Below are 11,999 nucleotides of genomic sequence, written 5' to 3' on the forward strand. Positions count from 1 at the left end.
ATGGGCTACAACATCATCTAACGGGAGGCGGCAAACTCATGACCCAGCCGGATCGGCCCACCGCTCATAATGCGCCTCACGACACAACTCTTGCCACGGCTACGGAAGCCAAGCGGTTATTTCGCCTGCTGAACCCCGCCGTTAAGGCTCACCGACTCTACCTTGAAGACGTCAGCGTCCACCTGGCCGGCGCCCACCGTACCGTCAGCGTCGTCGTCGACCTTGAACAGGACCTCAGCGGCGGCGTTGGTCTGGATATCATTGCGGAAATTTCCCGTGAGCTCTCCGATGTGCTGGACGCGGACCCCCACGACGACGGCCGCCCGTTCGATCTGGAAGTCTCGTCGCCCGGTGTGAGCCGTCCGTTGACGGAGCCCCGGCACTGGCGCCGCGCTCGTGGTCGGATGGTCAGGATCAACGTGATGCAGGGGGAGAACCTGACCGGACGGCTGCTGGCGGTCGACGATGACGGCGTCACGATCCGCCCAGAGCTGCCGGTTAAGAAGGGCATGAAACCCAAGCAGGGTGAACCCGAACGCATCAGTTTCGGCCGAATTCGCCGCGGCACGGTTGAAGTTGAATTCAGTCACGCGGATGAAGGTGTGTCCGAGGATGCCGGGCTGAACGAGAATTTTGATCCGGCCGCAGGCGCGGTCGACGGAGAGGATAGCTGACATGGATATCGATATGAGCGCGCTGAGGTTGTTGGAGCGTGAGCGCGAGATCCCCCTGGATCTGCTGATCCCGACGATCGAACAGGCACTGCTGGTGGCTTATCATAAATCGCCAGGAGCGGTGGCGACGGCCAGGGCGGAGCTGGATCGCAAGAACGGGCATGTAACCATTTGGGCCGCAGAGCTTGACGAAGATGGCGCCGCGATTGGTGAGTTCGACGACACGCCCGCCGGATTTGGCCGGATCGCGGCCAGTACGGCACGCCAGATCATCCTGCAGCGGCTTCGCGATGTCGAGGATGACAACGTCCTGGGCGAATTCCGCGGCAAGGAAGGCGAACTCGTTTCCGGGCAGATCCAGCAGGGACACAACCCGAAGATGATTCAGGTGAACCTGGGCTCGGTGGAGGCTCTGCTGCCTCCCACGGAGCAGGTCCCCGGCGAGCAGTACAAACACGGGAACCGCGTCCGGGCATACGTCATCGATGTGCACCGCGGGCTCAAAGGTCCCTCGATCACGCTCTCCCGCTCGCACCCGGGCCTGGTCCGGAAACTGTTCGAACTGGAAGTGCCGGAAATTGCGGACAAGTCCGTGGAGATCGTCGCGCTGGCCAGGGAGGCCGGGCACCGCACCAAGATCGCGGTCATGGCGCACCAGCCGGGCATCAACGCCAAGGGAGCATGCATCGGCGAGATGGGGTCCCGCGTGCGCGCGGTGATGACCGAGCTCAACGACGAGAAGATCGACATCGTTGATTTCAGTGACGATCCCGCCACTTTCATTGCCCACTCGCTGTCTCCATCAAAGGTGATTTCCGTTACGATCACCGATGCGGATGCCCGGTCCGCACGCGTAGTCGTCCCCGATTACCAGCTGTCGCTGGCCATCGGCAAGGAAGGGCAGAACGCCCGCTTGGCTGCCAAGCTGACCGGCTGGCGGATCGACATCATCTCGGATGCGGCGGTTCCCGCAGCCGGTTAATTCTCCCGTGATGCGGACTGTGGCCACAATGACGCCGTTCCCCGGCAGTGAGCTGGAAATTCCGGCGTCGCGGACGGTAAACGCCGTCATAAATGGCGCCTCAGGCTCGGGCAGCGTTTAGGCACGCCGTTCCCGACGCGCTAGAATGTAATAGACCGGGTCCAGCGACCGTCGACTCCCACCTGAGGCAACAGAAGTGTTTGAAGCGGAAACAGTGTTTCAAGCGCCTGCGGTACCGTTGCGCACCTGTGTGGGTTGCCGCCGTCGTGATGCCCAGTCACGGTTGTTGCGGATGGTGCGTGGAATGACTGCCGACGGTGTGATCAGTGCGGTAGCCGATCCTCACCATCGTCTATCCGGTCGGGGTGCCTGGTTGCACCCCACCCGGGAATGCCTTGAGCTGGCTCTCAAACGACGTGCCATCGGCCGCGCCCTGCCGGGTGTCGCCGACAACTCGTCCGTCCTAAGCCACATCGCAGGACTGACCGGAGGGTAGCACTATGACCGAACTGAACAAATGTCCAACCTGGAAGCGGGTCAGAAAACTGATGGAAACCCGATGAGTACCCAGCGATGAGTGCCAAACGATGAGCGTATTTTTATGCTCTGAAACCGTACGTTCCGCCATGGAGCGTCGAATTAAGAATTAAAGGCTCGTACCTGTCCGGTGCGGGCCGAGACAGGAGAAATGTGGCCAAGGCCCGCGTACACGAGCTTGCAAAAGAGCTCGGCATTACCTCGAAGGAAGCTGTCACCAAGCTTCAGGAACTGGGCGAGTTTGTTCGCTCTGCCTCCTCCACCATCGAGGCGCCCGTCGTGAAGAAGCTTCGCGACGCATTCCCCGCTGCACCTTCCGGTGCCGGGACTTCCAACGGCTCCTCAACTGCCCCGGCCGCTGCTCCGGCTCCGGCCGCTCAGGCAACTCCGGTTCCGGCAGCCGCTCCGGCTCCTTCCGCTAGGACAACGCCGGCTCCGGCCGGCCCCGCGTCCTCAGCTCCGGCTCCGGCAGCTCCCGTGGCTCCGGCTCCGGCGGCAGCACCTTCAGCTCCTGCGGCTACGGCTCCCGTAGCCCAGACGGCTCCGGCGGCTACCGCTCCCGTAGCCCAGACCGCTCCGGCGGCTACCGCTCCCGTAGCCCAGACCGCTCCGGCGGCTACCGCTCCCGTAGCTCCGGCTCCCGTAGCTCAGAGGGCTCCGGCAGCAGCGGCTGCAGCATCGTCCACTGCGGCCAAGCCGGGAGCACGCCCGGCTCCTGCACCGGCCCCGTCGCGTCCTGCGACGGCAGGGCGCCCCGGCGGCCCGCGTCCAGGCAACAACCCGTTCGCGCCGTCGCAGGGCATGCCCCGATCCGGTTCACGTCCCGACCGTGGTGAGGGCGAGCGGAGCGCGCGTCCCGGCGCCGCCGGCCCCCGTCCGGGAAACAATCCTTTTGCTCCGTCCCAGGGCATGCCGCGTACGGGCGGACCCCGCTCCGCTGAGGCTGGAACAGGCGGCGCTCATGCAGGGACAAGGCCCCCAGCCGGCGCAGGCGGACCCCGTCCCGCGGCTGGTGCTGGCGGACCTCGTCCGGGGGCACCGCGTCCTGGCGGTTCGGGCCCCGGCGGCGCGCGCCCCACTCCGGGCATGATGCCTAACCGCACCGAGCGTCCGGCAGCACCGGGCCGCGGCAACGATCGCCCCGGCGGAGCCGGCCGTGGACGTCCGGGTGCACCGGGAACTGGTGCGCCGGGTGCCGGAGGTGGCACCGGAGCACCGGCCGGCGGCGGTTTCGGCAAGGGCGGCCGTGGACGCGGCGGGACCCAGGGCGCCTTCGGTAAGGGAGGCGCCGGACGCGGCAAGCAGCGCAAGTCGAAGCGGGCGAAGCGGCAGGAACTGGAGCAGATGAGTGCTCCGTCGCTGGGTGGCGTGAGCGTACCCCGCGGCGACGGCAACACGATTGTTCGTCTGCGCCGAGGCTCCTCGATTACGGACTTCGCCGACAAGATCGAGGCGAACCCGGCAGCGCTGGTGACGGTACTCTTCCACCTCGGTGAGATGGCTACCGCGACCCAGTCGCTCGACGAGGACACCTTTGCCCTGCTCGGCACCGAGTTGGGCTACAAGCTCCAGGTCGTATCGCCGGAGGACGAGGAGCGCGAGCTGCTCAGCAACTTCGACATCGACTTCGAGGCCGAACTTGAGGCCGAGGGTGACGAGGACCTCGAGGTGCGGCCGCCGGTCGTCACCGTCATGGGCCACGTCGACCATGGTAAGACGCGTCTGTTGGATGCCATCCGCAACTCGGACGTTGTGGCCGATGAGCACGGTGGCATCACCCAGCACATCGGTGCCTACCAGATTGAGCACGAGCACGAGGGCACCGATCGCCGTATCACGTTCATTGATACTCCGGGCCACGAAGCGTTCACCGCTATGCGTGCCCGTGGTGCCAAGGTCACCGATATCGCTATCCTGGTGGTCGCAGCCGACGACGGCGTCATGCCGCAGACGGTCGAAGCGCTCAATCACGCCCAGGCAGCAAACGTGCCGATCGTCGTCGCGGTTAACAAGATCGATAAGGAAGGCGCCAACCCGGAGAAAATCCGTGGGCAGCTGACCGAATACGGTCTGGTTCCTGAGGAATACGGCGGCGACACCATGTTCGTCGACGTCTCGGCCCGCCAGAACCTGAACATCAACGAGCTGCTCGAAGCGGTCCTGCTGACGGCGGATGCGGCTTTGGACATGCGTGCCAATCCGAACAAGGACGCCCGCGGTATCGCGATCGAAGCGAACCTGGACAAGGGCCGGGGTGCCGTAGCCACGGTGCTGGTCCAGTCCGGAACGCTGCACGTCGGCGATACGATCGTGGCCGGTACGGCGCACGGCCGTGTGCGGGCCATGTTCGATGAGGACGGCGGAATCATCACGGAGGCGGGCCCGTCGCGCCCGGTACAGGTACTGGGTCTGTCCAATGTTCCGCGTGCAGGTGACACGTTCTTCGTTACCGGGGATGAGCGTACGGCTCGTCAGATCGCCGAGAAGCGTGAAGCGGCGGACCGTAACGCTGCCCTGGCCAAGCGCCGCAAGCGCATCAGCCTTGAAGACTTCGATCAGGCAGTCGCAGCGGGCAAGGTTGACACGCTCAACCTCATCCTCAAGGGGGACGTGTCCGGTGCCGTTGAGGCGCTGGAGGATTCGCTGCTCAAGATCGACGTCGGTGAGGGTGTCCAGCTGCGGGTTATCCACCGCGGCGTTGGTGCCATCACGCAGAACGACGTCAACCTGGCCACCGTGGACAATGCGATCATCATCGGCTTCAACGTCAAACCGGCAGAGCGTGTTGCCGATCTTGCGGACCGTGAAGGCGTTGACATGCGCTTCTACTCGGTCATCTATGGCGCGATCGATGACATTGAGCTGGCGCTGAAGGGCATGCTCAAGCCGGAGTACGAGGAAGTCCAGCTTGGTACGGCGGAGATCCGCGAGATCTTCCGTTCGTCCAAGTTCGGAAACATCGCCGGTTCCATCGTTCGATCCGGTAGCATTCGTCGGAACTCCAAGGCACGAGTGCTGCGCGCCGGCAAGGTTATTGGGGAAAACCTCACCGTCGATTCGCTCAAGCGTTTCAAGGACGACGCGACCGAGGTCCGGGATGGTTTCGAGTGCGGTATCGGACTCGGGTCATTCAACGACCTGCAGGCCGAGGACATCATCGAGACGTTCGAGATGCGCGAGAAGCCGCGCGCCTAACACCGACATCTGAGGTGCGCAAAATGGGGCCGCAAAGCCAAATCACCCCCATTTTGCGCACCTCACCTTATTGAGGAGTAGTTTTATGGCCGATTCGGCACGCGCTGCTAAGTTGGCGCAACGGATAAAGGTTATTATCGCCGAGGGGCTGCGCAAGCGGGTCAAGGATCCCCGGGTCGAGGGCATCACGGTGACCGATGCCCGGGTGACCAATGACCTTCAGCATGCGACGGTCTACTACACGGTGCTCGGCGACGAAACCGCGCAGACCGATGCGAAGGTGGGGCTGGAAAAGGCCCGCGGCGTGCTTCGGCAGGAAGTGGGCCGGAACGTTACGGTCCGGCTGACTCCCACGCTGGAATTTGTGGCGGACGAAATTCCGGTTAACGCCAGCCACCTGGAGGATCTGCTTCGGACGGCCAAGGCACGCGATGCTGAAGTCGCCGCGATCGCCCAGGGTGCTGCCTTCGCCGGGGACGCGGATCCGTACAAGAAGGATGACGAATCCGATCTGGACCAGCGGGACGACGACGAGGAATAAACCGGCGCAGGCCCCGCCCGCACCGCCTGACAGGGTGCGTGCCGGCGGGCTTCCGCGTTAAAAGCACGACTGCCGCTGTGAAATCCGACCCGTGGGGATGCTGAGGGCTCACAGCAGAGTATCAGCGTACGTGCCGGTGACCTGCAGATCCCGGTCCATATTATTGAATATGGAACCTATCCAGGATGAGGACGAAGCCAACCGCGGCGTCGACCGAAGGACCTGGGTGCGGGGAGCTCTCAGCCGCCGCGGGTTCCTGATCGGCGCCGGGCTGGCCGGGGTGGGAGCGGTTGCTGCTGCCACCTATGCCAGCCACGATGCGATCTCCGGCGCTTTGACTCGCACCGCCGCGCATCCTGGCGCATCGGCGGGTCCCAGGCCGTCGGCGTCGTCCAGCTCTGTTGCCGCAGCGCCGCCCGCGCTGCCGGACCGGACCTTCGTCAGTACACACCTGACCACCCCGCGGGTCACAAGCTGGGCCACTTCGCCGACCGCCGCCGGGCTGATTTTTGCCGGTCCGATGGGACACGGCTCCAATGGTCTGATTTTGGACAGCCATGCCGAACCTGTGTGGATGGAGCCGACCGGCGCCGGCGTGACCGACCTGCGGGTTCAAACGTTCGAGGGCCGGCCGGTGCTGACGTATTGGACCGGGACCGGAATCGGCGGACATGGGCAGGGCACCGGCACCATTCTGGACACAAGCTACACGATGGTCGCCCAAGTCAATGCCGGCAACGGGTTGAAAGCGGACCTGCACGAATTCAGCCTCACCGCGGCCGGCACCGCGCTGATGATCTCGTACCCGACGGTTCCCCATGATCTGCGGCCCGTCGGCGGTCCGACCAAGGGGTTCATCTACGACTGTCATGTCCAGGAAATCAACGTCAGATCCGGCGAGATGCTTTTCGACTGGAGCGCCGCCGACCATATCGATATTGCGGATACCTACAAGTTGCCGGCGGACGACAACGCCAGCGCCGATGGTTCCACCGAAGCCAGGGCGTTCGATCCGTTCCATCTCAATTCTGTCGATGACGCAGGCGATGCCTTGCTCGTCTCCTCACGGCACACGCACACGCTCTATCTGCTCAACCGCGCGGACGGGGCCATCCGTTGGCGGTTGGGCGGGAAGCTCAGCGACTTCGCGGTGGCCTCGGACGCAGCATTCGCCTGGCAGCACGACGCCCGGCACCGGTCCGGCACCCTGATTAGCCTTTTCGACAACCACTATTCCGCCGGGAATACCGGCGCCTCGCGCGGGTTGCTGCTCAGCGTCAACGAAGCGGCGCGGACGGTGTCACTGCAACAGGAGTTCAGCCATGCCGGCCATCGTGGCAATTCGCAGGGAAATGTCCAGATTCTCGACGACGGGCATGTCCTCGTTGGTTGGGGATCGGACCCCGCCGCCACCGAATTCACCCCGGATGGCAGGGCATTGTTCGAAACCACTGGCTTGGGCAATGCGTCCTACCGGACCTACCGCTGCCCCTGGACAGCAAGCCCGACCACGCTTCCCGATGCCGCTGTTCTAACCGGCAACGGCTCCACGATGCAGGTCTACGCCAGCTGGAACGGTGCCACGGAAACCGCGGCGTGGCGGTTTATGACCGGGTCCAGCAAGGAATCGCTTACCGAGGCGGGGACCGTGCCGCGCCGCGGATTTGAAACGTCCGCGGCGGTGGCAGTGGCGGCCAAGGTCGCGGTTCAGGCGCTGCACCGGGACGGTTCGGTGTTGGCCACCTCGAACGTGCTGACCGTCCAGCACTGACCGTCCAGCACTGACCGTCCAGCACTGACCGTCCAGCACTGACCGTCCAGCACAGGCGCCAGCCGCCTCGGGCAGGACTTCCCAGGGGCTCCACATATACTGGAGAGCGTGCATTCTGGACTGATCATCGTGGATAAACCGCCCGGCTTCACCAGCCACGACGTCGTCGCCCGGCTGCGGCGCCTGACCGGAACCCGCAAGGTCGGCCATGCCGGAACCCTGGATCCGATGGCCACCGGCGTGCTGGTTGTCGGTATCAACAAGGCCACCCGTCTGCTGACGTACATCGTCGGGACCGGCAAAACCTACGAGGCCACGATTCGGCTTGGCCGCAGTACCGTGACGGACGACGCCGAGGGCGAGGTCACCGCCACAAGGACGACGGCGGCGCTCACCGATGCGGCTATCCGCGCCTCGGTCGGGGCACTGACCGGGGAAATTTCGCAGGTTCCCAGCAGCGTCAGCGCCATCAAGGTCAATGGCGAGCGCGCCTATGCCCGGGTCCGCTCCGGCGAAGAAGTGATCCTGGCGTCCCGTCCGGTTACGGTCCACACCTTTGAAATAAATGGCATCCGCAGGGTCCCGGCAGCGCCAGTTGCCGGGACCGGAGACGGCGGGCAGTTGACCGATCTTGACGTCACGGTAGAGTGCTCGTCGGGAACCTACATCCGGGCGCTGGCCCGGGATCTTGGCGCCGGGTTGGGGGTCGGGGGCCATCTTACCGCGCTGCGCCGCACCCGCGTGGGACCCTATTCCGTCGACCAGGCCAGGACTCTGGAACAGCTCGAGGACGGTGTGCAGTCAGGGGGCGAGGTGCAGATCCTTGACCTGGCCGGGGCCGCCCGGGCACTGATGCCGGTGCGTGAACTGACCGACGAGGAAGCTTCCGAGCTCTCCTTCGGCCGGCGGATTGTGTGCAGCGGGGACGGACCCCACACCGCGGAGAAGCCCGCCGCCGCGTTTGGGCCGGACGGCGCTCTGGTGGCCCTGCTGGCGGACGCCGGAAGCTATGCCAGGCCCGTCCTCGTTTTCAGCCCTGATCTGGGAGCCTAAGGCGTGACAGTGGACGGCTGGTTTATTGCTTCGCTCGTGGTCGGGCTCATCTCCTCGTTAATTTGTGTGGTGGCCGCGTTGCTGAAGAAGGGGCCCAACGATGTAACGCTGCTGTCCGTGGTGGCGGTTGAACTGTTTCTGCTGAGCTATCTGGTGGCCTCAATCGTCAGGACCGCCACCGGCGTGCAGCCAGCCGGGGCGGCATGGGAATTCTGGGCCTACCTGATTACGGCCATTTCGTTGCCGGTCGCGGGATTCTATTGGGCCATTCTGGACCGCGCCTTTTGGAGTAATTACGTGCTGGCGGCGGTGGGACTGACCATCGTGGTGATGATGGCCCGAATGGCGCAGATTTGGTACGGCATGGCAACACTAGCGCTAGGGACATAGCTATGACCATTAACAGCACTCCGGCGCCCAGGACGCAGGACAGCAAGTCAACCGGTGCGGGCCGGCTCTTGATCGCCGTCTACGGTATTTTCGCACTTGCCGCCAGCGCACGTGCCGGCTTCCAGATCGCGAGCAAGTTCTCCGAAGCGCCGGTGGCCTACCTGCTCTCCGCCTTTGCCGGCCTGGTCTACATTGCTGCCACCGTTTCGCTGGCCAAAAAGGGGGCATTCTGGTTCCGTGCGGCCGCGGTGGCGGTTGGTGTGGAACTGCTCGGGGTGCTGGTCGTGGGAGCACTGAGTCTCTTTGATGCCCGGGTGTTCCCACAGGAGACCGTCTGGAGCCTGTTCGGCCGCGGCTACGGATTTGTTCCGCTGTTGTTGCCCATTCTGGGCCTGATCTGGCTGTACCGTCACCGGGCACCGGCGCAAACCGCATGAGTGCGGGCGTTCCCGAGCTTGACGACGGCGTCGTACGGCTGCGCGCGTTCCGGACCGCCGATGCCGGCGACTATGCGGCACTGAACCGGGATGCGGACAATGTCCGCTGGGCCAATTCGGATCCGGAAATGACCACTGCGCAGGCCTTGGCCGCGATCACCGGAATCATCCCGGAGAATTGGGCCAGTGGCCATACCCTGCGTTTCGCCGTTGCCGAGAGCAGCGGCGCGTTCGCCGGGACAACGGCGCTGCATAATGTGCGTGACGGCAGCGCCGCACTGGGCATCAAGCTCGCTCCGTCGGCTCGAGGCAGGGGCCTGGCGCTGTACGCGGTCCGGCTGATCACCGGCTACGCCTTCGACACACTGGGCCTGGACGTCCTGCACTGGCACGCCGGCGTCGGCAACATGGCGAGCAGACGTCTGGCCGAGCGCGCTGGATTCACGCTGGAAGGCACCGTTCGGGGGTATGGCAGCGCCGGCGGCCAGCCTGCGGACGGGTGGATTTTCACGCTGACGGCACAGGACCACGGTTCCGGGCGAGGCCGTCTTCCGGAATTTCCGGCCCCGGCAGCGGTCGTGCCGGTACTCACCGACGCTTTTGTGACACTGCGGTCGCTCCGGAGCTCGGATGAGGAGCAGCTTGTCGCGAATTGCCGGGATCCGGAGGCGATCCGCTGGACTACGGTGCCCTTGGACTATGGTCTAGCCGATGCACTGACCTTTATCCACGATGTTGTACCGCGGGGCTGGGCCAGCGGGGAGACGCACACCTTCGCGGTTACCGACACGGGCATGGACACACTGCTGGGCACCATCGACCTGCACGGCTTCCGGCCAGGTACGGCCGAGCTCGGCATCAACATGGCTTCGCAGGCTCGGGGCAGCGGAGCGGCCGAGGGGGCAGCGCGGCTGTTGATCGACTACGCCTTCACCGGTCTGAATCTCCAGTACCTCTACTGGCGCGCGCTGGTGCCGAACTGGGCGAGCCGCAAACTGGCCTGGAAACTGGGGTTCCAGCTGGAAGCGCAGCTGCGCGGCTTCACCGACGACCGTGGAACACCCGCAGACGCCTGGATCCTCACCCTGGCCGCCGCGGATCAGCGGCACCCGAGGACTCCGTGGGACGGTGCGGTGGCGCCGTAGCCGCGGGCCTGCCGGTCAACCACCGCGCCGAGTGCCCGTGCGGGGGCGGCACGCGCCTTCTGCGGTGGCGGCACGCCCCCGTTACCCCCCCCCGTCAGTGGCGGCATGCGCCCACCGCGGCACTGGTGCCGGACCTGCGGCGTCGATGGTCCGGGCAGCGGGCGCCCGGGCGGGACCGGCCCCGCATGCGGGTAACCTTAGAGAGGTTTTCGGCCCCCAAGCGGGTCGGTCAGTAACGACGCCGGGCGCCCGCGCGCGGCAAAAGGACGAGGGTGATGGTGCACTTCTGGAACGGTCTTCACGAGGTTCCCGTTGGATACGGACCATCGGTGGTGACGCTGGGGAACTTCGACGGGGTGCATCGCGGGCACCAGCATGTGCTCTCCGCGTTGGTGGCCACCGCGCACGACCGTGGGGCCAAGGCCGTGGCGATTACCTTTGATCCGCATCCAGCGAAGGTGCACCGCCCGGACACTGCTCCGGAGCAGCTGATGGGGCTGGCCGACCGGCTGACGACAATGGCCGCCTGCGGCTTGGACGCGGTCCTGGTAATGCCGTATACACTGGCGCTCGCCTCGCAGACTCCGGAAGAATTCGTCCGGTCGGTGTTTGTCGACACGCTCGGTGCCGCCGCTGTGGTAATCGGCCACGATGTGCGCTTCGGCCGGGGCAATTCCGGGGACCTTGGTACCATGCAGGAGCTGGGCAAGGACCTGGGTTTCGACGTCGTCGTGGTGAACGAGTTCGGATCGGACCGGCGCTGCTCCTCGACGTGGGTGCGCGAGGCGCTGGCCAGGGGCGACGTGGACACCGCCGCCGAGGTGCTGGGGCGTCCGCACCATATGCGCGGTGAGGTGGTCCACGGCGCGGCCCGCGGCCGCGCCTTGGGCTTTCCGACGGCGAACCTCTCTGACAACGCCGTCGGCTACATTCCGGCCGACGGCGTGTACGCAGGCTGGCTGACGGACGCGGACGGAGTGCGCCGGCCGGCAGCGATCTCGATCGGCTCGAATCCCACCTTTGTGGGTGTGAGCCGGCAGGTCGAAGCCTATGTGATCGACCGGCCGAACGAACCGGTGGAGGCGTTTGACCTCTACGGCCAGGTCGTCGTCGTTGAGTTTGTGACCAGGCTCCGAGGCATGGTCGCGTACACCGGTCCCGCGGCGCTGGTGGACCAAATGCACCTGGATGTGGACCAGGCCCGTCAGATTCTGGCCTGAAGGCCGGCAGATTCTGGTCGGCAGGTCGGAAGAACTGCGGCTTGCCGCACGCCA

Annotated in this window: 11 protein-coding genes; all 11 read left to right on the forward strand. The window is 65.2% G+C overall.

Going from position 1 to position 11,999, the window contains the following annotated elements:
- The first annotated feature begins 38 nt into the window (after positions 1-38).
- On the forward strand, positions 39-674 hold the full coding sequence (rimP, locus tag QMG52_RS14535) for a ribosome maturation factor RimP (protein ID WP_283561110.1): 636 nt from the start codon (positions 39-41) through the stop codon (positions 672-674).
- Position 675: 1 nt separating this feature from the next.
- Complete coding sequence (gene nusA / locus QMG52_RS14540) at positions 676-1,656, forward strand: transcription termination factor NusA (RefSeq protein ID WP_283561111.1); 981 nt, start codon at positions 676-678, stop codon at positions 1,654-1,656.
- 250 nt (positions 1,657-1,906) lie between these two features.
- Positions 1,907-2,152, forward strand: a complete 246-nt coding sequence (locus QMG52_RS14545; protein WP_283561171.1) for a YlxR family protein — start codon at positions 1,907-1,909, stop codon at positions 2,150-2,152.
- A gap of 194 nt (positions 2,153-2,346) precedes the next feature.
- Positions 2,347-5,388: a translation initiation factor IF-2 gene (gene infB, locus QMG52_RS14550; RefSeq protein ID WP_283561112.1), complete on the forward strand. Its 3,042-nt coding sequence runs from the start codon at positions 2,347-2,349 to the stop codon at positions 5,386-5,388.
- Between the two features lie 85 nt (positions 5,389-5,473).
- A complete protein-coding gene (gene rbfA / locus QMG52_RS14555) occupies positions 5,474-5,929 on the forward strand; it encodes a 30S ribosome-binding factor RbfA (protein WP_283561113.1) in 456 nt (151 codons plus the stop codon).
- Positions 5,930-6,098: 169 nt separating this feature from the next.
- Positions 6,099-7,700, forward strand: a complete 1,602-nt coding sequence (locus QMG52_RS14560) for an arylsulfotransferase family protein (protein ID WP_283561114.1) — start codon at positions 6,099-6,101, stop codon at positions 7,698-7,700.
- Positions 7,701-7,808: 108 nt separating this feature from the next.
- On the forward strand, positions 7,809-8,753 hold the full coding sequence (gene truB / locus QMG52_RS14565; protein WP_283561115.1) for a tRNA pseudouridine(55) synthase TruB: 945 nt from the start codon (positions 7,809-7,811) through the stop codon (positions 8,751-8,753).
- A 9-nt stretch (positions 8,754-8,762) separates the two neighbouring features.
- Positions 8,763-9,143 carry a hypothetical protein gene (locus QMG52_RS14570; RefSeq protein ID WP_283561116.1) on the forward strand — a complete coding sequence of 127 codons (381 nt, stop codon included), beginning with the start codon at positions 8,763-8,765 and terminating at the stop codon, positions 9,141-9,143.
- 2 nt (positions 9,144-9,145) lie between these two features.
- A complete protein-coding gene (locus QMG52_RS14575) occupies positions 9,146-9,580 on the forward strand; it encodes a hypothetical protein (protein ID WP_283561117.1) in 435 nt (144 codons plus the stop codon).
- Entirely contained in the window at positions 9,577-10,725 is a 1,149-nt protein-coding gene (locus QMG52_RS14580) for a GNAT family N-acetyltransferase (protein WP_283561118.1), read from the forward strand. The genes QMG52_RS14575 and QMG52_RS14580 overlap by 4 nt, the downstream gene beginning before the upstream one ends.
- Positions 10,726-11,000: 275 nt before the next feature.
- On the forward strand, positions 11,001-11,945 hold the full coding sequence (locus tag QMG52_RS14585) for a bifunctional riboflavin kinase/FAD synthetase (RefSeq protein ID WP_283561119.1): 945 nt from the start codon (positions 11,001-11,003) through the stop codon (positions 11,943-11,945).
- Positions 11,946-11,999: the final 54 nt, after the last annotated feature.

The sequence above is a fragment of the Paenarthrobacter sp. PH39-S1 genome, from assembly GCF_030063245.1.
In the GTDB taxonomy this organism is placed as follows: Bacteria; Actinomycetota; Actinomycetes; order Actinomycetales; family Micrococcaceae; genus Arthrobacter_M.

Excerpts from the sequence above, each read along its gene's own strand:
- nusA (WP_283561111.1), top strand. The coding sequence starts at position 676 with ATGGATATCGATATGAGCGCGCTGAGGTTGTTGGAGCGTGAGCGCGAG.
- rbfA (WP_283561113.1), top strand. The coding sequence starts at position 5,474 with ATGGCCGATTCGGCACGCGCTGCTAAGTTGGCGCAACGGATAAAGGTT.
- QMG52_RS14585 (WP_283561119.1), top strand. The coding sequence starts at position 11,001 with ATGGTGCACTTCTGGAACGGTCTTCACGAGGTTCCCGTTGGATACGGA.
- rimP (WP_283561110.1), top strand. The coding sequence starts at position 39 with ATGACCCAGCCGGATCGGCCCACCGCTCATAATGCGCCTCACGACACA.
- QMG52_RS14575 (WP_283561117.1), top strand. The coding sequence starts at position 9,146 with ATGACCATTAACAGCACTCCGGCGCCCAGGACGCAGGACAGCAAGTCA.
- QMG52_RS14580 (WP_283561118.1), top strand. The coding sequence starts at position 9,577 with ATGAGTGCGGGCGTTCCCGAGCTTGACGACGGCGTCGTACGGCTGCGC.
- QMG52_RS14560 (WP_283561114.1), top strand. The coding sequence starts at position 6,099 with ATGGAACCTATCCAGGATGAGGACGAAGCCAACCGCGGCGTCGACCGA.